This is a genomic window from Prosthecobacter sp., from assembly GCF_044222565.1.
In the GTDB taxonomy this organism is placed as follows: Bacteria; Verrucomicrobiota; Verrucomicrobiia; order Verrucomicrobiales; family Verrucomicrobiaceae; genus Prosthecobacter.
In genome coordinates this window covers 230,784-255,764 of the sequence record NZ_JBGANA010000001.1, presented here as the reverse complement: position 1 = coordinate 255,764, position 24,981 = coordinate 230,784, and the positions used below count along the sequence as shown (strand labels likewise).

Here is a 24,981-nt window from a genome sequence, read left to right as displayed (position 1 = left end):
AGCCGTGGCTCTTAGTCTGCTGCGGCTGCCGCTCCCTTTCGTCCGGCCTCCCATTCCTGCAGCCTGCTCTGCCAGTGTCTCATCTTTGCCTCGTCCGCCACCGGCGAATTCGCTGCGGCAGCCAGTTCCCAAAACTTGATGAAACTGCTGAAAATCAGCCGCTCCATTTCCGGTGCTCTGCCTGAGGAGGGAGCGGCAAACCACCCTGCGGCTGCAGTTTCATACTCAGTGAGAGCCTCTGCAAAATCGCTGCGGGACGTCAGCAGGTCTCCCAGCCGGCGGTGCAGTTCCATCAGGCGCCAGGACTCGGCCTTGGTCTCGCCCACTTCCTGGATGGCCTCTCGCAGCGCTTGTTCAGAGTCACGGTACTGGTGCTTCATGCGCAGCGTTTCACTCAGCGCCGTCCATGCATCCGCCAGCCGAGATTCATGTCCGGCAGATCGCGCCATCGTCAGGGCGCGACGGGCCGCCTCCTCTCCGCCCGGGCAGTCAGGCACCCTGCACGAATACAAGGCATGAGAAATTAAGGCATTTAGCACCTTGGAATGCTCGGCCCCAGGCTGCTCTTCCAGTGCATGCAGGCGGTCGGCGGACGCTGCCAGCGCCGTCTCGTGGTCCTCTCGTGTTCGGGTGAGGTCCGCCATCATTGTCAGCAGGTACACCCGCTGATTTGCAAACTCATTCCCCGCAGGCAGCGTCTTGATGGCATGCTGCAGCACTGCCGCCGCCTCGTGCCGCTTCCCGCTGTGTCTTAAAATTTCGGCCTGATCTCGCAGCCACACCGCTCTCTCCGCTGGTTCCAGGACTTCCTGCGACTTCATCACTTCAGCCATCAGCGCCACGGCCTCCTCATGCTGGCTGCTTCTCGAGAGGGCATGCGCCAGCTCCTTGCGCACGCGCAGCATTTGTTTGCCCAATCTGGAGTCAGTGCGTGCCAGTTGCTCGTAGCCCGCCAGCGCCCTTCGCAGTGTTTCCACCGCCTTTTTGGCCTCGCCCATGCCGATCTGCCTCCACCCCAGGGTGTAAAGCGCATCCAGCGCTGCGTGCGAATGTTCGCCCTCCGTCTGAGTGAGAAGCTCCCAGTACCTCTGCAGCCAGGGTTGTGCGCGCGCGGGCTCCTCCAGCGCCAGATACAGCCGCGCCAGCTGCGCCGCCAGGGCTGCCTCGGCCTTTGGCTGCTTGGCAAATCTCGGCATGCCCGCGGCGCACTCATCTGCCAGCTTTCGCAGCAGCTGCGTGTTCATTCCCGCATCCACATGCTTCCGTGCATTGTCCAGAAGGTCCTGCAGCTGGGCGCTCACCTGCTGCGCCAGTTCGGCATTGGAGCGGGCATCCTGCATCTGTCGCTGCACCTCCTGGCGTTGTTTTTCTTCCCGGCCCAGTGCCCATGACGTTGCCGCGATGCCACCCGTCAAAGTGATCGCCAGCGCCGCTGCCGCACCCACGGCAGTGCGATTCCGCACCAGCCACTTTTTCATCTGATACGCGAGTCCCGGCGGACCCGCGGAGACTGGCTCGTTGCGCAGGTAGCGCTGAACGTCTTCAGCAAGATTCAGCACCGTGGGGTAGCGTGCTTCACGGTCCTTTTGCAAGGCGCGCAATGTGATCCAGTCCAGCTCTCCCCGCAGCATGCGCGCGAGTGTCCTCACTTCTGCAGCGGATCGTCCCTGTCCTGAGCTGCCATGCTGAACGCGCTGGCTTGGCTTTTCGATGTCACCCTGCCGCACTTTTTGCAGTATTTCTACCAGAGGCGGGTCATCCCCCGTGCCACCCTGGATGGGCGTTGTGCCCGTCAGCATTTCATAAAGCAGCACTCCCAGTGCATACACGTCGGTGCGGATGTCCACGTCCTGCCCGCTCAGGTCCGCCTGCTCCGGGCTCATGTAGCGCGGCGTACCCAGCAGCATGCCGCATAGCGTTGCGTCCCTGCCTGAAGCCAGATCTCCCTCCAGGGTTTTGGCGATCCCAAAGTCGATCACTTTCACCAGCGGTTTTCCATCCACCTCCACCACCATCACGTTCGAAGGCTTCAGGTCCCGGTGCAAAATCCCACGCTGATGCGCATGCTGCACCGCCATGCAGGCCTGAACAAAAATCTCCAGCCTCTCTCGCACTGGCGTGTTCCTATCCTTGCACCATTGAGTGACAGCCGCGCCTGGCACCCTCTCCATCACGAAATAGGTTCTTCCATCCGGCAGCTCGCCCGCATCAAACACCGCCGCGATGTGCGGATGCTCCATTCGCGCCAGCACCTGGTGCTCCCGCTCAAACCGCGCTGACACCGGCTTCGTCAGCAAGCCCGGCCGCACTATTTTGATCGCCACCTCTCGCTTGACCGGCGCCGTCTGCTCCGCCCACCACACCTGCCCTGCGCCACCTTCGCCAATCACGGATCGCAGGATGTACCGCCCGCCGATCATCTGCCCCGCCTGCTCCGGACTCTGCGCATATCCCTGCTGCATTTCATCGATCGCGGTCACGTCGGCGATCGCCAGGTCAAACAATCCTGCGGAGGTGATGTGATTGGGCTGATGTTCGCTCATGCGCGGGCAGGAGGGGGAGAGGGCGTCTGCATACGATGTTTCTGCAGAGGACAAATCAGAGAGCGTTGTGAAGCGGGGTCAAATTTCTATTTCATACCCTCTCCCGGGCGATTTGTTACTTCCTGCCGCCTTTCCTATGCTGCAGCGACTCCTCCAGCAGGCTCGGCGCCTGCATTCCCTCCGTGCTCAAAAACGTGCCGTCACTCTCCCTCTGCACATCATCCAGAGTCCACATCACCTTGTCCGGTCCCGCGCTCCGGATCTCCACCCGGTCATGTGACACCGCATGAAAATACAGCGGCACACCCCACCGATCTACAATCTGCCCCTTTGCATTAAAAATCGCGCTCGTTTCCGGGACAAACTTGAGCCGCATGCGGTTCCGGCCTCGAAGCGCCGCCGCGATTTCCTCGTTCGCGCCCAGCGGCAGCGGATCATCCCCCTTCACCAGCAGCGCAAAATTCTCCAGAACATGAGACACCAACGCCAGATCCTGCTGCACCGAGCTGTTCGCCGCGCCGTACCCCTGCAAAATAGTTTCTCCCACCGGCGCCTTTTCCACCTCCGGCATCTTGCTTGCCACTTGAGCCGCCGGCGCCGTGCTCCTGCTGGCTCGCTTCTCTTCCGCACTCGTTCCCGGCTTCGACAGCCACCACACCGCATCGACAATGCAGACTATCGCCGCCACGATTCCAAAGAATAGCTGCCAGCTCCGCTTGCTCATCGTCTCTAGCTCCATGTCCCAGGCCGTAAAAATCCGATCGGCAGCGTGCTCGAGTTCACATTATAGAAGTTTGCAATGTTCGGCAGCACATAGCTCAAATCGCCAGCGCCAACGCCAAACCACCGCAGCAGCTCGCCGAAAAACTGGTCCACACTCGTCGTGGGCATCATGCGCCCGCCGTAGCCCACGTCGTCATTGCTTTCCAGCGTCACGTCCGGAAACGTCCCGTAGATGCGGCCGCCCTGCACTGGTCCGCCCATCACAAAATTGTTGCCGCCCCACGCGTGGTCCGTGCCCCGACCGTTGCTTCTCAGAGTGCGCCCAAAATCCGAAGCCGTGAAGGTGATCACTTCATCCTGCATGCCCAGCGCTTCCATCGCTTTCTGAAAAGCCGTCAGTCCACCATCCAGCGTGGCCAGCATTCCAGCCTCCGCCCTCAGCAGCTCACCATGATGATCCCACCCGCCAAAGCTCAGAAAAATCGTCTGCCGGTGCAGTCCCAGTGACTGCCGGATCGCGATGGTCTTCGCCACCGCCAGCATCTGCCCCGCAAAATAATTGTCCGGAAACAGCGGCGCGATCGCCGAGCCATCATACGCCTGGAAGATTGTCTGAAAATTCTCCTGCAAATCCATGCTCGTCTTCGTCAGCTGTGAGTACGACTCCTGCATCAGGTTGCTGTAATGCTGCGCGATCAGGCTACGGTGCCCGCTGTTTTTCCACGCCCCCGGATTCGCCGGATTACTGTCTGTCGGACTCGAAAGCGACAGCGCCCCCGAATCCGTGATCACAAACTGCTGCGTGCTGTTTCCCACCTGAATCAGATTGTTCCCGCTCAGCGATATGTTCATCGCCGTCGCACCGCTGTTGGCCGTGCTGTGCAGTATGTCCGCCGCACGTCCAAACCATCCACTCGCCTGCGCCATCCCCTGCGGAACCGAGGTCTGCCATTGGTCAATCTGGTCCGCATGGGAGAAAAGCGCACGCGGCAGCGGCGTGTTCCCCGCCAGATACTGCGCCTTCGTCGTCGGCTGAATCAGCGTGCCGATGTTCGAGATCATCGCCAGCCGCCTCTTGCTCGTATCACCACCGATGCCGTTGAACAGCTCCTGAAAGCCTCCGCAGCTCGGGTGCAGTCCATACAGATTCCCATCACTTCCTGCGATCTGATTCAGCGTCTTCAGTGCCGTCCGGTCCAGCGCCAGATTGCCGCGCGACGTGCCATAGTTGGCATAGCGCGCATCATCTCGTGGCACCAGCACATTGAAGGAATCCATCCCCCCGTTCAGGAAAATGCACACCAGCGTCTTGCGGTCGGTTGGCGCACTCTGCGCCGCCGCGCTCGTCGCCAGCCGCAGGTTCAGCATCATGTTCGCCATTGAGACGGAACTCATCGCGGCACACCCCGCACTCCCCAAAAATCGGCGTCGGCTCTGTTTCATGTCAGCATCAGCAAACGGTGGTTTCATCACTTAATCACGGCTCCCTCCGGCGATACCGTGGTCAGATATACGGCCACCTTTGCCCGCGCGGTGGCCTGCTCCGCAGGAATTTGATTGATCGCGTTCACAATGATCGCGCGAGTTGTCACGCTCATGCGCCCGCCGCAGAAAATCAGGTTCAGCTCATCCACCAGCACCTCCGGCGTCCCCGCCAGCGCCGCCGCCCATGTGTAGTCCAGCGGGAAATGATACACTCCCCACATGTGGAAGCCGTCGTCAATGATGCTCCACAGCTTGTTCGGCGTGGAGATCGACGAATAGCTGTCCGTGATCTGAAACACCGGCCCCGCCAGATTGTTCTGCGTCAGCAGTCCTGCCGCCCGATATTCCGGCCGGTAGAAGTTGAACACACTCGGCGAATTCGTCGGCTCCTGCCGAGTGCTCTCATAAAAGTCACCCCAGTCCCACCACACAAAGTTCGGCACGTCACGAATGCCAAACGCCCTCGCCAGCGCCATCGTGCGCATCACCGGCTCCTTCAGCTTGCCATGGGACGCCACATTCTCCGCATACCTCGGATCACGCGCCTCTGCATCCAGCAGGATCGCGCTTACCACCGCCGCCAGGTCGCCGCGCACGCCGCTGCCGTTGTCGATAAACTTGCCCGCCACCCGCTGCACGTACGCCGGCGAAGGATTGTCCGTCACAAGAAACTGAATCAGCTGCTTGCTGATGAATGGCGCGCAGTTCGGATGATTGAAAAGATTGCGGATCGCCTCCGCCACATCGCGCAACGCATCCTCATTCGTCGCCGGTCGTTGCGGCACCACAAAACCGCGCACCAGAGTCTTTGGCGCAAAGTCATGGTAGTCCGCGTGCATCGTCATCGGCGTGCTGTAGTCAGGGTCCGTCCAACCACCATTGCCCCACTCGCGCCCGCCAAACCACAGCCCCGTCATCACCCGCGCCGTCTGTGTGATGTCCGTGTTGCTGTAGGTCGGAATGTTCTGCCCGTTCCCATCCACCTTTCGGCTGCCGTCATTGTTCAGCTCCCACAGCCCGATGCTGAAAAGCTGCATCACCTCACGCGCAAAGTTCTCGTCCGGATATTGGTTGATCTCCGGCTTCGCCTTCTGGTTCCCCACATGGCTCAGGTAGCGCCCCATGCACGGGTGCAGCGTCACGTTCCACAGCACATCGTAATAGTTGCCAAAGGCGTTCTTCACAAAGATGTCATAAAAATTTGCCATCCCCATCGGCTTGTCCGTCAGGTTCGCATCATGCCGGGACGCCACCAGGATCTGGCTCAGCGCAAAGGCCACCCGCTGCCTTAGCTGGTCATCTCCCTGCACTGCGGCTCTCGCAAAGGCGGTCATCATGTTATTGCCAAACAGCAGCCTGGTCTCGTTCGTGTTGTAGGTCGTGTCTGTGTGCGCCCCTTGCACGTCATCATTGATCTTCTGGATGTACGTCGAGTGCAGCGTCGGTGTCTTGCCCATCTGCTCGCTGATCCACGCTGCATACCCGATGCCCTGCACCCGCTCGATGTCCGCCGGTATGGGGCCAAACGTCGCCTGCGTCAGAAACTGCGCCGCATTCGCCCGCGAAATCCCGCTGCCCGTGCTCGCGCCGCTGTCACTGCTTGCAAAGCCCCCGCTCACACTTCCCCCTTGGAAGCGCTCGACGTACGCATAGTAGTCCCCGCTGATCGTCGTCGTCACCGGACTCCCGCTCACCATCGTCGTCACCGTCACCGCGGTATGCAGGCTGTTCGCGCTGTTCGGGTCCGAATGCATCACGTTGATCTCCAGCCAGTCGCTCACTCCATCACCATCCGTGTCCACATCGTTCAGCGCCACCCGGTAAAACTTCTTCTGCCCGCTCAGCGCATTCGCAAACGTCTGCCGCATCTCACTGCCCACCATCGCAGGCGTGCCCGTGGCCGGCGTCCAGTTCAGCAGATCCGTGCTTTGCCACACCTGGTGCTGCTTGTTCGCCGCCAGTCCCCACCTCACGGTGAAGTCGCTGCTGCTGTTCAAAAAGTTCACCCACGGCCGCGACTTCCCATCCAGCGGATTCGTCCCCGCCGTGGCCTCCTGCGCATCTGTAAATCCATCCCCGTCACTGTCCCGTCCGCCTTGCAGCCCGAAGCTGCCCGACCATTGCTCAAACGCATCCGCGATCCCGTTGCCGTTCAAATCCACCCCGTTGATCCCCGCGGGCAGCCCTGTGTAATACGGTGGCTTGCTCAGTGCATTCAGCGGGTCGGATCCCGCCGCCACCTCCACGCCATCCGGCGCCGTATCACCATCCGTGTCGGCCACATGCGGATCAGTCCCCAGCAGCGACTCCCGCAGATTCGTCAGCGCATCACTGTCCGCATCCAGCGCCGCATCCGCAGCCGAGTTCTTGTTAAACCCGTGCCCGTCCTCCCACACATCCGTCATGCCATCCTTGTCCGTGTCCTTGTATGCCGCATACGCCGCCGAATCCGTCAGCGCCGCCGGGCGGAAGAAAAGCTGAATGCCGGGCCGCGTGTCGATCGAAAGCTTGTTCGCCACTCCCGGGTCCGTGTTGTCCTGCCACGTCGCCGCCCCACTGTGCGCACTCGCTGCCAGCGAGCAGTTCGTGAAGGTCACACTGTCCACCACCTGGTTCGTGTCCATGTTCCGAATCTCAAACGCCATCGTCCACGCATTCGGATCATTTCCCGCATTCGTGCCATACACCCGGAACCGCAGCCGTTGGGAGATGTCCATGCGTCCCTGCCCGCTGAAGCCCAGCGCGGCGCGCAGATCCTGCACATACCAGTTCCAGTCCGTGTCCCAGATGTCCGATGTCGGATTGTTCGAATAGCTGAATGCCCCCGCATAGCCCGAATACAAATAGCGCGCCACCCGGTTTCCCGTAAAGCGCAGTCCCATCCGCAGCGAATCCCCGCCTGGAGCCACCGAGTTCGTCACCGCCGCCGTAAACAGGCTGTCCTCCCAGCCCCCCACCGCCGTCTGTCCCTGCGAGTGATCCCACACGATCTGCACATTGTTCAGCGACCAGTCAAACACCCTCGGTGCCGTCGTGATCACCGGCATCAGATACGTCGCGGCCTCTGCCATCATCGGGTCGCTCCCCATCTTCAGCTCCATCGCATCCGTGCGTCCATCCCCGTCCGAATCCGCCAGCAGAGGGTTCGTGAGATCCACCTTCACCTCATCCCCGTCCGTCAGTCCATCCCCATCCGTGTCAGTCAGCAGCGGATTCGTATGGTACGTGTTGATCTCCTCGCCATCCTTCAGCCCGTCGCCATCTGTGTCCGCATTGTGCGGGTCCGTGCTCGCCAGGCATTCCTGCAAATTCGTCGCACCGTCCACATCAGGATCCAGTCCGGCATCTGCTAAATCAGCGCGCAGCTTGGATCGAAATTCCCACCAGTCCGCCATCGCATCCCCGTCCGTGTCCGCCGTCGCGTTCACGATCTGGATCGCATGCAGCGCCACCCCATCAGTGCCATAGCGGTATAGTTTTACGTTGCACGTCGCCGCCGTCAGATTGCGAAACCTCACCACATTGCCCTTCCACGGCAGGCTCTCTGAGGACAATCCCGGCTCGCTGAACTCCGCCTGCGGCCGCGTGGAATTCGCCACGAAATGCCGGTCCGTTCCCGCATCATCATTCAGGCGCACATACCCATGATTGCCGTCCGTGTAGGCACCCACGTAGGCGATCACATCATAATGCGCAAAGCCGATGTTGCTCAGCGTCACGCTCACCGGCGTGTCATCACCCACATTGAGAAAGGCGTTCAGCAGCCGCTGGTTGCTGCTGCCATCATTGCCCGTGTACCACATCCCCGTCGCCGTCCATGCGATGTTCACGTTCGTGTTGGCCCCGGCACTGTCCACCAGCTTGCCCAGGGCAGGGGAGGCCACATCCGTCACATCCCCGTTCACCCCGCCCCATGGCGTCATCAGCCTCGTTTCATTCCAGTTCATCTGCGGCGCATACCCTGTCACCTCCAGCGGCTTGATCACATTGTTCGCCGTTTGATCCGTCGCGAAATGAAAGCCGATCGCATTCGGAAAAGCCGGCGGCTTGCTCGCGCTGCTGCTCGCATCATACCCCGTGCGCAGTTCCCACGCATCCGGCGCCCCGTCCCCGTCCGTGTCCGTCATCAGTGGATTCGTATGGTACACCTTGCCCTCATCACCATCGCTCACCCCATCCACATCCGTGTCCGCCACCAGCGCATTCGTATGATAGGTGTTTGTCTCCTCCCCGTCACTCAGCCCATCGCCGTCCGTGTCCGCTTGGTTCGTATCGGTCCCCAGCGGATACTCCTGCAGGCTCGTCAGTCCATCGTGGTCACCGTCCTTGGCCGCATCCGTGCCATCGCTGTCATTCAGCCCCTGCTCTTCCTCCCAGTACTGCGGCATCCCGTCATGGTCCGCATCCACCAGCGCCGTCGGATTCACTTCAAACGCCACATCATCAAACGAGATCCACGCATCCGGAGTGCCGCCCGTGCGTGAAATCTCCAGCACATTCTCTCCCGCCACCGCGCTCACCTGGCTCGCATCGAAGGACAGCACCAGGCCATCATCATGCGTGAAGGTTTTCGTGCCCACCACCACCCCGTTCATTTTCACCGTGACCTCATGCGTGCCATAGCCCTTGCCACCCACTCCCTGCGCTGGAATCCACCACCCGCCCCAGATCAGGTGAAACGTCAGCCGATACCGCGCCGTCCCCGCCGCCTGCGCCGCGCTTAGATTGAAATGCATCCGCTCATTCGGATCCCCCGCCGTGATCGCCCGCTCAAAATTCGTCCCCACATTCTCACTCACTCCCACCACGCCGATCGGCGCCGGGTAAGTTCCCGCAAAATAATAGTCATCATCCTTCACCGTCGCGCTCCCCGGCAGCGCATTGCTGTTGTAGCTTTCCGCCGCAAACTCATTCGCCGTCCCATCCTGCACCCCTAGCATCCACAGCGTGCTAAACCCCGCCTGCAATGAACTGGTAAAGCCAAGCAGCAATAAAAACGCAGCAATCTGGACTGGATAAAGACGACCGTAGGCTAGGGCGGACATTATGGAAATTTACCACAAAACCTCACAAATCTCCACCCCCTTTGCTGGTTTCAATGTGGTGCTCCCGGTGGGATTCGAACCCGCAACCAAGGGATTATGAGTCCCCTGCTCTAACCGTTGAGCTACAGGAGCGTGCGCACGGAGGAGTGCGATTATGCACCGCAGCGGAGGCGCGGCAACTGATGATCTCGCGCCTTCTACACCGTCCTCTCCGCCTCAATATCAAACAGGAAGTCAAAATCCTCCTTCTGCAGCAGGTTCGTAAACCCGCCTTCGCCCAGCACATTGCTGACCATCAGGTTCTTTTTGTGCTGCAAGGTCATGATCTTTTCCTCGATCGTGTTCTTCGTCAGCATGCGGTACGCCATCACCGGCTGCGTCTGGCCGATGCGGTGCGCACGGTCAATCGCCTGGTTCTCCACCGCGGGATTCCACCACGGATCATACAAAATGACATAAGACGCCGCAGTCAGGTTCAAACCGCTGCCGCCCGCCTTGAGCGAAAGCAAAAACACGCTGGCGCTCTCATCTTCCTGGAAGGCTTTCACGATGCCCGCACGATCCGTGCTCGCTCCCGTGAGCCAGTGATACGGCAGCTTCATTTCCTCCAGCTTCGTACGTATGATCTTCAGCATTGAGACAAACTGGCTGAAGAGCAGCACCTTGTGGCCTTCGTCATGCAGTTCCTGGATAAGCTCCAGCGTGGAGGTCAGCTTCGCGCTCTCCTCATTCTCCGCGGTTTTGTCGATCAGGCCCGGATGGCAGCAGATCTGCCGCAGTCGTGTCAGCGCTTGAAGAATCGCGAAGCGGCGACGGTTCACCATGTCAAAGCCGGAGCTGTTCAGCACCATCAGCTGCGCACGTGCCAGCTCTTCCTTGTACAGCTCCGCCTGCCGTCCGCTCATCTCGCTCAGCAAGTTTTCTTCGCTGCGCGAGGGAAGGTCACGCGCCACCTGCGACTTTGTGCGTCGCAGCAGGAAGGGACGCAGCCTTGCCGCCAGTCGCTCCGAGGCACGCGGATCTTTGCGGCGGTCAAAATGACGGTGAAAGTACGCCCGCTCACCCAGCGCTCCAGGAGTGGCAAAAGTCATGAGGCTCCACAAGTCGAGCAGCCGGTTTTCCAGCGGCGTACCTGTCAGCACCAGGCGGTTGTCCGCACGAATCTGTCGCGCGGCCTTCGCGGCCTTCGAGTCCGGATTCTTGATCTGCTGCCCTTCATCCAGAATCGCGGCCAGCCAGCGCACCGCAGCAAGTTCGCCATCAAAGCCGCGCATCTGCGCATAGTTCATCACCACCACATCGATCTGCGTCATCACCAGGTTCAGATCAAACAGATCCTTCTCATGCAGCACCAGCACGCGCAGATCAGGTGAGCCTTTTTTAAACTCCAGCGCCCACACATCCAGCACCGATTTCGGACACACTACCAGCACCGGCAGGTGCGGTCCGTCTGCTTTCTTGCGCGACCGCAGCCACAGCACCCACGTGATGGCCTGCAGCGTTTTACCCAGGCCCATGTCATCCGCCAGGATGCCGCCGAAGCGGTTTGAGGTCAGGTAGGTCAGGAAATGGAAGCCATCCACCTGGTACGGCCGCAGCGTCACATTCAGGCCCTCCGGTACTGGCGGCCGTGCATCCAGCTTCGCCTCCTCCATGCGCTCCACGATTTTCCCCCAAGCCTTCGGATTCACGATCTCCGCCGCATTCTCCTGCGCCAGCTGGCGCCAGTGCAGGCGATGCGTCTCGTCGCTGTGCTCATTGAGGTCGATGCCCAGCCGGTCCAGCATCTCCTGCTGTTCCTCGCTGAGCTCCAGCTTCACTCGGCGCCACGAGCCATCGGCCAGACGCACGAAGTCTCCCTTCGCTGCGATCAGGCGGCGGATGTCCGCAGGCTTCAAATCCATGCCGTCAATGTCAAACACCACGCGCAGGTCCAGCCAGTCGATGCTCCCCGCCTGCGTGGCCTCCAGTCTCACACGTGCGATCAGCGGATCGGCCAGGATGGTCTTCAGGCTGTCATCCGTCTTGAGGTTCACGTTCTCCGGCAGCTTTGTGGCCCAGGCATGAAACACATCCGGGAAATCCTTCGCCATGCGCACACGCCACGCGTCGTTCTCCATGTCCCACGTCCGCCGCAGCTGGTTCATCAGCTCCTCCGCATCCCTCAGGGCGCGGCGGTCACGGCACACGATGGCGTCGCTGTCGCTTTCAGCCGTTTTTTTTTCATCCACCGGCTGCCAGCCGGAAAAGCGCAGCGTCTCACGCACGCGCCCTTCGCCATCGACGGCTTCGGCTTTGAACGTCACAAACTCCGCCCCGCTGGAATGCGAGGTCTTCGCCAGGCAGGCGGCGGAAATGTTCACATGCAGGTCTTCATGCCGCACGCGGCTCTTGATCGCGTCCGGCACCGGAATGTCGATCTCACGCATGAAGGAGATGCCCTCCGCCGTGGCCAGCGCCTCCAGCGGCATCGTGATGGCGGCGTCCAGCCTCGAGTCATCATGCAGCCATACGGGTCCGGGGAACAGCGTTTCCGAACTCAGGTAAAAAGTCTGCACGCCACGCAGAATCCGCAGTGGCAGCGGGGCGGGGGTGCCATCGGCCAGTTCGAGTTGCAGTGTCAGATTCAGCCCGTTGGCGCTCAGTCGCGCCACCCAGCGCAAGGATTCCATCACCTGCTGAAACGGCACTTCGTCACGCGTGATCATGCGCTCATGCAGCGCCGGCTGCTGAAACAGAGTGGCCAGCCATTGCGCATGATGTTTGGACTCCAGCCGGAACGAATCATTCCAGTCTTCCTCGCTCTGCGCCAGGCACGACACAAACAGCAGCTCGGAGCTGCCCGAGGTCACAATGCGCCCGTCGCGATGATCGCGGCGCAGATTGTCCAGCAGCGCCGCATCCACTGTGGCATACGGAGACGGCGTCTCGCCTTCCAGGCGCATTTGCAGGCGCGCATCATTCACCGTGATCAGCAGGCGGAAATCGCACACGCGCGGCGGTTGCCGGTGCGTTTTCCGGTCGTCCTGGCGTGAGTCAATGAATTCACGGATGCGCTTCTGCCATGTCGGCACCGTGCTGGCATGACGCCACTCACGCAGCGTTTCGCGCGTACCATCAATGTCTGACATCCCGCGCAGGAAAGCTGGCACAGCCAGTCCTTTGTCTGCCAGCGCCAGCGCGATGTAGTTCCAAAACTCACGCAGGGACTTTGGCGCTTCCGGCCACAGCACCACCGGCTCCAGGCTCTGAATCGCCCACTTCGGATGCAGACGCACCATGTCCTGGTCGAAAATCTTGCCCGTCAGGCGCACGCGCTCGTAGCGCTTCTCCATCTTGCTCAGGTAATTCTCTTCATCCGGAGTCAGCGGCCGCTCCAGCTTGGCCGTGAGCTGATGCTCAAAGTCTTCCTCCTCCACTGGCGGCAGTGGCAGCGTGCCCCGCGCCTCACGGCGTTGCACTGCCACCAGCGTCGTGCACAGCGCCAGGTCTTCCAGCTCCTGATCGTCATCCACATCTGTTTCGCCATGCCAGCCGTGCTCCCCACGCAACCAGCGCACCTGGGCCGGGCGGTCATCCAGCCGCACCTCCGCCATCATTTCATCTTCCAATAGTTCCAGTCCCCTCACTGCATCATCATCGACGAGGCGTTCGGCCTCCTGACGGGTGCGAGCGTCGAACGGGCGGAGCAGAACGGGAAGATTGGAAATAAGGCTGGTCATGCGCGGAGTTAAGACCCGCGCCGGGCTGCGGCGGGGGAACCGGAGCGATAGCACGGGGAGTGGCTTTTGGGAAACGACGAATGCTGAATTTCCGCGCTGCAAAGTCTTGTTTGACAGCGCATCCTCGCCAATCACAACTGCATGTTTGCCCCCGTCCTGACTCCCGAAGGTTTCCTTTCACACGAAGGCGTGGCCGACTCCTCTGCTGACAGGAAGATCGCCGCCGCTGGCGCACCCGCCGCCACTTTGCGGGTGCTGGGCACAGATCTGCTCACTGCCGAACTCGATCCTCCCTGGAGATGGCTGCGCGAATTTGCCCGCTTGTTCTTCACCCGCCTTTGCCAGACCAAGAATGCTCTGACCACCTCAGTATTCAATGAACGCGAAGCTTTCATTGCCACGGCACCGCCCTTCGCCGGCGCCGAATACCTCACCCCAGATGTCCTGGAGCGCTGGTGGCTCGATCTCGCACAGCACATCGCCAGTCTGTCCGCCGCGCACGGCATTGAGGCGTGGCTCCGCGAAGAGTGCCCCGCATGGCATGTCGTCGGTCGTGTGACTTTTCACCTCGCGGAGAATAAAACGGACACTCAGCGCCCTTTCGCCTTTCTCGCCACCTTCACCGAAAAACTCAGCGCCACCGGCCAGCCCCAGCACCTTCCCCTTGCGCGAGCCCTGCAGCTCTATGCCGGGCAGAAAGATCAGGCCGCCCTCAACGCACTCCTGGCCCCCGTCCGCACCGCGGCAGAGAAATCCAAGCTTCTGCGCGAGTGGCTGGAGACCAAGCGCCTCTTCCAGCCCATGGCCATGTCGCCGCAGGAAGCCTTCCGCGTCCTGCGCGACACCGCCGTTTTTCAAGATAGCGGCATTGTCATGAAGCTTCCAGACTGGTGGCGCAGCGGCAAAGGACCGCGCCCCGCCGTCTCGGTGACCATCGATGCCCCCAAGCAATCCTCCCTCCATGCCGGTGCCCTGTTGCAATTCAAAATCGCCGCCAGCATGGACGGCGAACCCCTCACGGATGCCGAATGGGAAAAGCTGCTCAGCGCGGACACGGGCCTCGTCTCCCTGCGCGGCCGCTGGGTGGAAGTCGATGGCGCCCAGTTGCAGCAAGTCATGTCCCACTGGGAACGGGTGCAGCATGCTGCGGGAGAAGGCGGCATCGGCTTTCTCGATGGCATGCGTCTGCTCGCGGGTTTTGATCCACGCCTCCAGGCAGTAGAGGAAGAAAACGCAGAGACGGTGCATGACTGGAGCGACATCATCGCGGGCAAGAATCTGGCAGCAATTCTTCAGCAAATGCGCGATCCCGTTGCATCGCCGCCGCCGCCCAATCTCCTGGCCACCCTGCGCCCCTATCAGCTCAAAGGATTTTCCTGGCTCCAGTTCATGAGCCGCCTCGGCCTCGGCGCTTGTTTGGCGGACGACATGGGCCTTGGCAAAACACTGCAGGTTATCGCGCTGCTGCTTGCGCGGCAAAAGGACAGGAAAGCCCCAGGCCTTCTCGTCGTGCCCGCCTCGCTCGTGGGCAACTGGAAGGCCGAGATGGCGAAGTTCGCTCCGGAACTGAGATGCTTCATCGCGCATCCTTCACAAACCGCCCGCGAGGAGCTGGACTTTGCAGTGAAGCAGCCCGCCGCAGCCCTGCGTGGGTATGACGCCATGCTCACCACTTATCAGTTCCTCCAGCGCACCGAATCATGGCAGGCCCATCCGTGGAGCCTCGTCATCCTCGATGAAGCCCAGGCCATCAAAAACCCCGGCAGCGCCAGCACCAGAGCCGTGAAGCGTCTGCAGGCTCCGGCTCGCATCGCCCTCACCGGTACACCGGTGGAGAATCGCCCCGGCGATCTGTGGAGCCTCTTTGATTTCCTCAATCCAGGCCTTCTCGGCGCCTCTGCCGCCTTCGCATCTGCGGTAAAAAGCTGCGCCAAAAGCAGCACCGGTTTTGCACCTCTGCGCAAACTCGTGCAGCCCTACATCCTGCGCCGCATGAAGACGGATCGCAGCATCATCACGGATCTGCCCGACAAGATTGAAACCAAGGCATACTGCGGCCTCACCAAGCGTCAGGCCACCATCTATGCGAAGCTCGTCGATCAGCTCGCCAAAATGCTCGCTGACAAAGAGATGGAGCCCATCAAGCGCCAGGGCCTTGTGCTCGGCTTCCTGCTCAAGTTCAAACAAATCTGCAACCACCCCAGCCACTGGAACGGCGACGGCGCATGGAATCCGGAAGACAGCGGTAAATTCGCGCGCCTCGCGGAAATTTGCAGCGAGCTCGCCGAACGCCGTGAGCGCGCCCTCATCTTCACCCAGTTCCAGGAAACCTGCGATCCCCTCGCCCGTTTCCTCGCCACCGTCTTTGGTCGCGAAGGTCTCATCCTCCATGGCGGCACAGCGGTGAAGAAGCGTCCGCAGCTCGTGGAATCCTTCCAGCAGCCCGGCGGTCCGCTCTTCATGGTCATCAGCGTCAAAGCCGGCGGCACCGGGCTCACTCTCACCGCCGCCAGCCACGTCATCCACTTTGACCGCTGGTGGAATCCCGCCGTGGAAAATCAGGCCACCGATCGCGCCTTCCGCATCGGACAGAAGAAAAACGTCATGGTCCACAAATTCGTCTGCCAGGGCACCATCGAAGAACGCATTGATGCGTTGATCGAAGAGAAGATGACCCTGGCCCACGACCTCATCACCGGAGAGGGCGGTGCCGAGAAACTCATCACCGACATGGGCGCCGAGGAGCTTCTCGACTTGGTGAGGCTTGATGTGAATGCAGCGGTCGTGTAAAAGGCACTCATGTGGTGGTCCTACCAAGATGTGGAAGAGCAGAAAGCCCGCGTGCAGCGCGAGATCGCGAAGCGGAAGAAGCGTGGCGAAAAATTCGAGGCTCTGCCCGCTCCAGCAGGTCAGAAAAAACTGAGCACCACTTTCTGGGGCCAGGCCTGGTGCCGAAACCTGGAGTCATATCAGGACTATGAAACGCGCCTGCCCCGTGGTCGCAGCTACCTCCGTCAGGGCAAGGTTTACGATTTGCAAATCGAGCCTGGAAAGCTTGTGGCAGTGGTGGCGGGTTCGGAACTCTATGATACCAGCATCACCATCCTGCCGTTGCCGAAAAAGCAGTGGCAGCACATCGTGGAATCGAGTGCGGGGCAGGTGGGTTCCATGCTCGACCTCCTCGCCGGCAAGCTGGGCGATGGCCTCATGCAGGTGCTTACCGATCCAAACGACGGTCTGTTTCCAAAGCCAAAGGAAATCCGCTTTAACTGTTCCTGTCCCGACCATGCAGACATGTGCAAGCACGTCTCTGCGGTGCTATATGGTGTAGGCGTGCTTTTGGACACGAAGCCCGAACTCCTCTTCACCCTCCGTGGAGTGGATCAGGCCGAGCTCCTCTCCAATGCCAGCAGCTCCGTGCTCACGAATCTCTCTGCAGAGTCAGGCGATCTCGCCGGAGCCGACCTCTCCGCCATCTTCGGCATCGACCTTGGCTCAGCCATCGCCGCCGAAGAACCACCTCCGGTCGCAACCAAACCCGCCAGGAAAAAAGCTCCTGCAAAAAAGGCGGTGAAGAAGACTCCGAAAAAGCGCAGCCAATAATCGGACCGTTCCGGGCCCGTCTGATTTCCTGAGTGAGGGCTGCAACTGCCCCACCTCACTTCACGTGCATCACCCCGCGCATGATCACCCAATGCCCCGGGAATGTGCAGACATAGGGATAATCCCCCGCCTCCTTCGGAGCAGTGAAACGCAGCACCTCCGAGGCATTCGGATTCAGCAGTTTCGTGTGATGCAGAATCTTGTCCGTTGCCGGAATGAAATCCTTTTTAATGCCTTCCGGGTCCTTCGCCATTTCGTTCCCCGCCAGCCCGATCTCCTCCGCGCTGCCCGGCTTGCAGATGGCCAGGTTGTGAGCCGTCGCATCAGGATTGTTAAAGACAAGGCTCACCGGCTGCCCTGCCTTCACGCTGAACTCCGTTTTGTCAAACAGCATGCGCTCGCGCACGCAGTTGATGGTGACTTTGGCCACGCCCGGCTGCTTGTCGAAGGCCGTTTCCTCCACCGTCTTTTTCTTCTCAAACGAGCTGCGCTTGTAGCTCGCCGCGAAGGCGTTCATAAACGCCGTGATCTGGGCATTCTCATTCGCCTTCCAGTGCCGTGAAAGCGCCTCGCTGCCCAGGGATGTGCGCACCGCATACGTCAGATGCTCGCTCATCGGCTTGTCGAGCACGCCCAGCACCGCATCCAAAGCCTCCGCCGTTCCGATATAACTCGCAGCAATGACCGCCTCCATGCGGACGATTCCGTTGTCATCATTCGCCCGGGCACGCAGCAGAGCGATGCGTTCTGGCAGGTCGATGTAGCGAAGCTGCGTCGTAGCAGCAGCGCGCGCATGATGCTCCTCACAGTTCAGCAATTCCGTCAGCAGCGCCACATTCTCAGTGCCAATCGTTCGATAAGTCCAAAGCGCTTCGAGCTGATGATGCCGGAACCGCGCATCCTTCGTGTCGAGCTTCGCCACCCAGCCATCGAGTGCAGCCTTGACCTCGGCGCCGTCACGTTCGTGCAGCTCACGCTTGGCCTGGTAGCGCCAGCGGTAGTGCGGGCTCTTCAAAAGCTCCAGCAGCGCAGGGACTGGCGCACCCGCCACCACCGGCGCCTCCGCCAGCTTTGCTCCCTTCGGCACAATGCGCCAGATGCGCCCGCTGGTACGCAGGCGGCGTGGATCGCGCAGCGAGTACTGCGCATGGCCCTTGATCGGGTTGTACCAGTCGCAGACGTAGAAGTCACCGCGCGGGCCCACCTTCACATCCGTGGGGATGAAGCTCAGATTGGTGGAGAAGATGAGATCGCCCAGCTTCTTCTCTTCATAGTGATCATCCATCTCGATCCACTGATGCATCTCGATGTTGTTCGTCGGCTTGTACCGTGCCTTGATAAATCCGCCCTGCAGCTCCTGCGGCCAGAAATCGAAATCGACAAACTCCTGCCCGCAGGTGCCGGAATAAGCTGGCATTTTCCCCGCGCTGGGATGCTGCTCCGGATACGGTGGATTCGTCGCATGAAAGGCGCTGGCAAAAATGGGATGACTGGCCACATGATGCCCCCAGTCATCAAAGGTCACTCCCCACGGATTCGTGCTTGGGTAGCTGCCAAAGGTGCCCAGCTTTTGCGTACTCGTGCGCAGCCGGAACCATCCGGAATTGTCCAGCCGCACCGGGCCGTAGGCCGTCTCAATCTGCGAGTGCAGGAAGATCGAGTCACGGATGATGAGATCGCCATCCGGGCTCCAGACAAAATCATGCAGAGCATGGTGGGAATCCTCCGTCCCGAATCCGGTGAACACCTGGCGTGAGAAGTCCGCTTTGCCATCGCCATCTGTGTCTTTGAGAAAGGTCAGGTGCGGCTCATCCGAGACATACACACCGCCATCACCAAACTCAAAGGCCAGCGGAATGTGCAGCCTGTCCGCCCACACGGTCGATTTGTCGGCACGCCCGTCGTTATTCGTGTCTTCCAGAATGATCAGCCGGTCATGCGGCTCCTGCCCAGGATAGAGATGGGGATACGCCTGAGACGTGCTTACCCACATGCGCCCCCGCGTGTCCCAGCGGATCTGAATGGGGTTCGCGATCTCCGGAAACTGCTCCTCGCTCGCGAACAGGTTCACTTCAAAGCGCGGGTCCACCTTGAAGGCCGCAAGTTCATTCGCTGGAGTCATCCACTCGTTCGCGCCCTTGCTCTCCTTCGTCTCGGGCATTTCAGGCACATTCGAGTCGTCCACCTTCTTGCCCGCAAAGCTCTGCCCCCGCGCGATGGCCCACACACGCTCGTCACGGTTCGCCACCATCACATCAAAGCTCCGCATCGCCGGCAGGAAATCGAGATAGCCGTAGTCCTTGTTGCGGTCGCCTGTGTAGTAGAAGCCGTTGAGCGGCCGGTAGCGCTGGAAAAACTGCCGGTTTCTGTCGGCAATGGCCGCACGCAGTTCCGGCGAGGTTTCCGGTGCGCTGACTTCAAACGTCGCCCGATACAGCGCCTCGCCAAACACAGCATACCCCGCATCCTCCAGATGCACGCCATTAAAGGTCAGCCCCTTTATTCCCGGCAGCATCGCCTCAAACACATTCGCAAATCCCACCTTCTCCGCGGCGGCCACTTCGCCCATCGCTTTGGTGTAGGCGGCGAGACTTGCATTGTTCATGTCTGCTGCCGGCACCCCTGGCACATTCTCATTCGCAATCGGAGACACCAGCACCACACGAGGTCCCGTTTTCCCATTGTAGGCATGCGTCTTCAGCTCCTGCACCAGCGCTGTGAGTCGCAGCTTGAAATCCGCCAGTTTCTCCACTCCGCCAAACGACTCATTGAACCCAAACGCCGCAAAGATCACATCCGCCTTCTGCGCATGCAGGTGTTGGTTCAACGTGCCAAAGTTCGTCGGCCTCGGCATCAGGTCCACTTCATCCGCCGCCCACGCCAGCGTGCGCACCACCAGCTGCTTGTCCGCATGCCCCTTCAGCAGCATCGCCTCGAAATGCGGAAACTGTGCTCCGCGATCAAACAGCGTGTTGCCAATGAACACCACGTGTTCGCCCTTCTGAAGAGCAAGCGGCAGCGTCGTCTCCACCGCCTTGGTTACGGGAGGCAGCGGCGCGGTTTTTTCCTCCATGTAGTACTTCAGCAGTGCCGGGTCTTCAGGGGGCGGCGGCTTCCCCGTGTCCGTGTTCTTCGCATCCAGCGGATTGATTGCCATGGCCGGACTGCGGGACGGCTTTTTGTTTTGAGCTTCAGCATGGGGTGCGAAAAGCGCGAGAGCGAGGGGAAGCAGGAAGGCGGCTGGCTTGGTCATAAGGCAGATGCAAAGGAACGTGGACAGGCAGTTCTTTTATCTCCCATCAGGAGCCACGTCCGGACAAAAAAAGGCGGGCCATTTCTGGCCCGCCTGAGGTTGATACGAGAAAAGGAATTTCCGTTTACTTCACATGCATCACCCCGCGCATGATGAGATAATGCCCCGGGAAGGAGCAGATATACGGGTAGTCTCCCGGCTTCGCAGGGGCCGTGAACTCAATGACCTCCTCCTTGCCGTTGTCTAGCAGCTTGCTGTGCCATAGGATTTCCTTGTTCTCAGGGATGAACCCCGTCTCGAAGCCCTTGGCACCCAGCGCCATTGCCTGCATCGCCACCTCATCTGCCTTGCCTGGGTTTACCAGCAGGATGTTGTGAGGCATGAAGTCCGGGTTGGCGAATGTGAGTTTCACCTTTTTGCCAGCCTTCACATTCAGCTCCTTCACATCATACATCATGCGCTCCGGCAGTGTGGCCACTCGGATCGTGGTAAGCTCCGGCGTGTCGCTCAGCACCCCTGACTTCTGCGCCTTCTCCTCCTTCTCACCGGCGATCACGCCGCCGTGCATGGATGCCTCCACGTTGAACCACAAATGCTGCACCACATTCGCCGCGTTGCGGGCATGCAGCTCAGGAGACTTCTGAAGCTGGCCCAGCAGCGCCACATTCCGCACGTTGTGCTGCTGATGGATCCACAGCGCCTCCAGCAGATGATGCGCGTCTTCCTTCTTGTTCGGATCAAACTGCTTCATCCAGGTCTTGGTGGCGGCAATGACTTCCTTGCTGTCGCGTTCACTGAGCTCGATGTGCGTGCGGTGCCGCACTCCGTCCGTCGGATGCTTCAGATTCTCCAGCAGCGCCGGGATCGGCTGCCCATCAATCGGCACGATCTTCTGCAGCGGACGGCCCGTGGCCGTGATGCGGTAGATGCGTCCATGCTTGTGGTCACGATTCGGGTCACGCACATTGTGCTGCATGTGGCCGATGATCACGTTCTGCCAGTCGCTCAGATAAAGAGAACCGTCTGGCGCAAACACCGCATCGCTCGGGCGGAAGTTCTTGTCGCCGCTCATGAGGAAACCGCGCGAGGTCTCCGTGGTCACGCTGCCATCTGCCTGCGTCACTTTCACCGTCAGTTCATCGCCCGCAGGCTCACCCCACACGGTGCCTTTCTCGCCATCGCGTTCGAGATGGTAATGCTTCACCCCGAGGAAGCCGATCACGTTGCAGATCAGAAAGTCCCCCTGCATTTCGTCTGGGAAATGCGTGCTGCTGACGACTTCGCTGGCGGTCACGGGGCGCACTTCCTTTTTCAGCAGTTCGTACATCTTGAAGCCGCTGCCCTCCGGCCGCACCTGATAGGCGCGTCCACCGGTGCCGTCCGTCGCATACTGGTAGCCCCAGGAGTCAAACGAGGTCCCGTGTGGGTTGGGCGAATTCGTCGCATGCAGGGCAATGGTGAATCGGCGCGGATCAAACCGATACATGGCGGAGGCTCCGGTGTTCAGGGAGGGCCCCCATGGGTGTTCATAATTGTGCTGCATGAAGACCCCGCTCTGCCAGTAGATGCCGCCATCCGGCCCATAGATGAGGTTGTTTGCTCCATGGTGCGTGTCGGAGCTGTCCAGACCCATGAGCATGATCGTTTGCACGTCCGCCTTGTCGTCGCCGTCGGTGTCCTTCAGGAAAAGGATTTCCGACTGCCTCGTCACCAGCACGCCGCCGTTCCAGAACTCAAAGCCCAGGGGGTTCTGCACGCGCGCAAACTCCGTGGCGCGATCAGCGCTGCCATCATTGTTGTCATCATGCAGGATGACCAGTGCGTCTTTCATCTCTTTAAGCGGCTCCCACTTCGGATAGGTCGGCCACGCGGCCACCCACAGCCGGCCCTTCGTGTCAAACTGCATCTGCACCGGATTGGCGATCTGCGGAAAGCGTGACTCATCAGCGAAGAGATGAATCTCAAATCCTTTCTTGATCGCGATCTGCTTGATGGATTCCTCGCCGTTCAGATACTTCAGCGTGCCCTCCTTCTGCGCGCTGCTGCTCTTGCTGCCACCGCCCACATTGGAGATCACCGGCACAGGCTTTGGCACGTTGCTGTCGTCGATCTTCTTGTCGCCGCCATTGATGCGTGCCCACACGCGCTCGTCGCGGTTCGCGGTCATCACATCCAGCATGGAAAGCTCGTGCTGCAGCACCACGGCGTTGTTCTGGCCGTCCACAAAGCTCAGCGTGGAGCGGCTGCCCCACACATCGTTGCCGTCGGAGGCATGGTAGCGGTTGTACCAGTGCAGGTCCTTGTCCATCACCGCCTCACGCAGCGCCTCCATGGAGGGCGATGCGCTCACCGTCTTGCCCAGCAGAGCCTTCGCAATCACTTCCGCAAGCTGCCGGTCACCTTCGATGGAAAGATGCACGCCATTGATCGTCAGCGGTTCCTTCGCTGCCTTGAACAGCTCCAGCGAGGGATGATACAAATCCACAAACGCCACACCTGTTTCCTTCGCCGCCGCTTCAGTCGCCTTCGTGTACGCCTCCAGCTGCGCATTGTGCGCCTTGCCGTCCGGCACGTTCACATTGCGCGTGTCTTCATGCGCGATGGGGCTGAACAGCACGATGCGCGGGAAACTCTTGCCGTTTGCCTTGCTGCCGCGCGTCTTCTTCACGAACTCCACCAGCTGCTTCTGAAACTCCTCCGGCTTGTTGTCATAGGATTCGTTGTACCCAAAGAAACCGAACACCACATCCGCCTTCACATGCCGCAGGTAGTCCGTCATGTGTGTGGCGCCGCTGCTGCGCGGGTAGCTGTTCGGGCGGTCGCCGCTGGTGCTCATGTTGCGGAAGTGAACCTGCATCTCCGGCATCTGGCTCTGCAGCAGCGTCTCCATCCAGCCATCATGCTGCATGCGGTCCGGAAGTCCGTTGCCCAGAATCGCCACGACATCACCTTTGCCAAACGCAAACGGCACCGGATCTTTATAGTCCGCAGGCACTTCAGCCAGTTCAGGTTCCTTCGCGGCAGGAGCACCACCGCCACGGCTGGATTTCTCTGCTGCTCTGCCCGGCTTCCCTTCGTAATTCAGATAGGTCAGCTTGCCACCGCTCTTCACATCAATGGTCATTGTCTCCGGTCCGGCGACGTTTTTGATCTCAAACACGGGTTTGCGAGCTTCATCGAGCAGCGAGAGAGTGAAGTCCCCCAAACGGTCTGAAAAGCCTCGGCGGCTCCACAGTCCGATCGTGTCGATCACCTGACTGGAGCCCAGATCAATTTCCCACCACGGATTCGGCTGGTTCTCCTTGGTATGCGTCTGGCCGCCCTTGCCCCAGTCCGAGCTCTTGTTGCCATCAATGGCCTTCTCCGCCACTCCGCCGTTGGTCGTTGTCGATTGAGAAGCCTTGCCACCCTTCGCCACATTCTTGCCGCCGCTCATCACTTCGATCTCCGCGATCTGCAGGCAGCGTTTGTCTCCGGGAATCTCGATGCGCACATAGCGCGCCGGCTTGCCCGTATTCACAGCCGGCTTGGCAGCAGCATCGCTCGTAGCTTTCGCCGCGGGCTTCGTCTCAGCCCTCTTGCGGCTCTTGGTGTCGTGATTCGCCGGAATCACCGAGGCAAACCCTGCATACATCTCCGGCTTCACCCCATGGGCATACGCGCCGCCGCCAAACGTGTTCGGCTCAAACGGTCCCACAAAAGCCACATTCAAATCCGGCTTGATCGCGTCCTCCATGCCCAGCGCCCAGAAGATCCCGTTCACGACCATGCGGCGGTAGCCTTCATTGGTGATGTCTTCAGACGTCCCATAAAGCGTGGTGAAAACACGCCCCGTCTTGCCCGAGGTGGATTTATAAGTCCGCGTCCACTCGCTCGGCATCGGCGGCTTCGTGCTGTCTGCCGGCGAATCCTTCGTCATGCCATTGAGTGGCTGCGCCATCGTCAGAATCTCGCCATCCGTCGGCTTGCCCACATAGCCGCCCGCCTGCACCCAGATGTCCTTCACTCCTCGCAAAATCGGGTGACCTGCCTTGTCCGGCATGATGGCAATGCGCGTGCTCTGCTTGTGATTCGTGCCGTAATGGCCCACCCAGGTCTGTCCCAGCACCTGATGGCCAAAGCCCAGCTCATAACCCGCCACCTTGCTGTCGTACGAATACTTCGCGTATGGATCATCCTTCGTTGTCTTGAAACCGTGCGTCGCCGTGCGCAGCCCCACCACCGGACCGCCTCGTGCCAGATAGGCGTCAAGGTGCTTCATCTGCTCCGCCGGGAACTGCTGAAAGCGCAGAAACACCACCGCAAGATCCGCCGTGTCCAGCGCCTCCATCCCTGGCATGTTAGCCACTTCACCTGCCACGATGTCCCCCTCTTTGTCGATGTCGAACAGCACCGTGCACTTGAAGCCCTGGTGCTTCGCCAGCAGTCGCGCAATCGCCGGCAGCGACTCCTCAGAGCGATACTCATGATCCCCCGCGAGGAAGACAATGTGCTTGCCCTTGCCCGGCCCTTCCGTGCCTTCATAGACAAGAGGTGCGGCGCTCGCAAAAGTCACCAGCGAGAATAGACTGAGCAGGATGGCGGTTGGTCGGATCATAAGAGGTGGG

The 24,981-nt window shown here is 60.4% G+C and carries 9 protein-coding genes and 1 tRNA gene; 2 read left to right on the top strand and 8 right to left on the bottom strand.

Annotated elements, in window-relative coordinates:
* Nucleotides 1-11: 11 nt before the first annotated feature.
* From ACILSR_RS00955 to ACILSR_RS00930, 6 genes are all read right to left on the bottom strand, one after another.
* On the bottom strand, nucleotides 12-2,543 hold the full coding sequence (locus ACILSR_RS00955; RefSeq protein WP_395747845.1) for a protein kinase domain-containing protein: 2,532 nt from the start codon (nucleotides 2,541-2,543) through the stop codon (nucleotides 12-14).
* A gap of 115 nt (nucleotides 2,544-2,658) precedes the next feature.
* The gene (locus ACILSR_RS00950; RefSeq protein WP_395747844.1) at nucleotides 2,659-3,267 is read right to left on the bottom strand and encodes a hypothetical protein; all 609 of its coding nucleotides are present in this window, start codon (nucleotides 3,265-3,267) and stop codon (nucleotides 2,659-2,661) included.
* Between the two features lie 5 nt (nucleotides 3,268-3,272).
* The gene (locus ACILSR_RS00945) at nucleotides 3,273-4,661 is read right to left on the bottom strand and encodes a DUF1501 domain-containing protein (protein WP_395747843.1); all 1,389 of its coding nucleotides are present in this window, start codon (nucleotides 4,659-4,661) and stop codon (nucleotides 3,273-3,275) included.
* A gap of 74 nt (nucleotides 4,662-4,735) precedes the next feature.
* Nucleotides 4,736-9,796: a DUF1800 family protein gene (locus ACILSR_RS00940; RefSeq protein WP_395747842.1), complete on the bottom strand. Its 5,061-nt coding sequence runs from the start codon at nucleotides 9,794-9,796 to the stop codon at nucleotides 4,736-4,738.
* A 56-nt stretch (nucleotides 9,797-9,852) separates the two neighbouring features.
* Nucleotides 9,853-9,928 (bottom strand) — tRNA-Ile (locus tag ACILSR_RS00935).
* A 65-nt stretch (nucleotides 9,929-9,993) separates the two neighbouring features.
* Entirely contained in the window at nucleotides 9,994-13,518 is a 3,525-nt protein-coding gene (locus ACILSR_RS00930) for a DEAD/DEAH box helicase (RefSeq protein WP_395747841.1), read from the bottom strand.
* 141 nt (nucleotides 13,519-13,659) lie between these two features.
* Here ACILSR_RS00930 and ACILSR_RS00925 point away from each other — a divergent pair, with 141 nt between their 5' ends.
* Together ACILSR_RS00925 and ACILSR_RS00920 are read left to right on the top strand one after the other, a co-directional pair.
* On the top strand, nucleotides 13,660-16,308 hold the full coding sequence (locus ACILSR_RS00925; protein WP_395747840.1) for a DEAD/DEAH box helicase: 2,649 nt from the start codon (nucleotides 13,660-13,662) through the stop codon (nucleotides 16,306-16,308).
* A gap of 9 nt (nucleotides 16,309-16,317) precedes the next feature.
* On the top strand, nucleotides 16,318-17,121 hold the full coding sequence (locus tag ACILSR_RS00920; protein WP_395747839.1) for a hypothetical protein: 804 nt from the start codon (nucleotides 16,318-16,320) through the stop codon (nucleotides 17,119-17,121).
* Between the two features lie 55 nt (nucleotides 17,122-17,176).
* Here ACILSR_RS00920 and ACILSR_RS00915 read toward each other — a convergent pair whose 3' ends face one another.
* Nucleotides 17,177-20,374, bottom strand: a complete 3,198-nt coding sequence (locus ACILSR_RS00915) for a PVC-type heme-binding CxxCH protein (RefSeq protein WP_395747838.1) — start codon at nucleotides 20,372-20,374, stop codon at nucleotides 17,177-17,179.
* Between the two features lie 124 nt (nucleotides 20,375-20,498).
* Nucleotides 20,499-24,971 carry a PVC-type heme-binding CxxCH protein gene (locus tag ACILSR_RS00910; RefSeq protein ID WP_395747837.1) on the bottom strand — a complete coding sequence of 1,491 codons (4,473 nt, stop codon included), beginning with the start codon at nucleotides 24,969-24,971 and terminating at the stop codon, nucleotides 20,499-20,501.
* Nucleotides 24,972-24,981: the final 10 nt, after the last annotated feature.